This is a genomic window from Enterobacter cloacae complex sp. P16RS2 (genome assembly GCF_014982155.1).
GTDB lineage: Bacteria > Pseudomonadota > Gammaproteobacteria > Enterobacterales > Enterobacteriaceae > Enterobacter > Enterobacter cloacae_M.
Genome location: NZ_JADCKW010000075.1, coordinates 1 through 223 on the forward strand (window position 1 = coordinate 1; position 223 = coordinate 223).

At 49.8% G+C, this 223-nt stretch carries 1 tRNA gene; it reads left to right on the forward strand.

Going from position 1 to position 223, the window contains the following annotated elements:
- The first annotated feature begins 56 nt into the window (after positions 1-56).
- Positions 57-132 (forward strand) — tRNA-Glu (locus INF68_RS22920).
- Positions 133-223 lie beyond the last annotated feature (91 nt).

The window sequence follows — 223 nt, forward strand, 5'->3', positions numbered from 1 at the left end:
CACAGATTGTCTGATGAAAAGTAAATAGCAAGGCGTCTTGCGATTGAGACTTACACGTCCCCTTCGTCTAGAGGCCCAGGACACCGCCCTTTCACGGCGGTAACAGGGGTTCGAATCCCCTAGGGGACGCCACTTGCTGGTTCGTGAGTGAAAGTCACCTGCCGTCATATCTCAAAACTCATCTTCGGGTGACGTTTGAGATATTTGCTCTTTAAAAATCTGG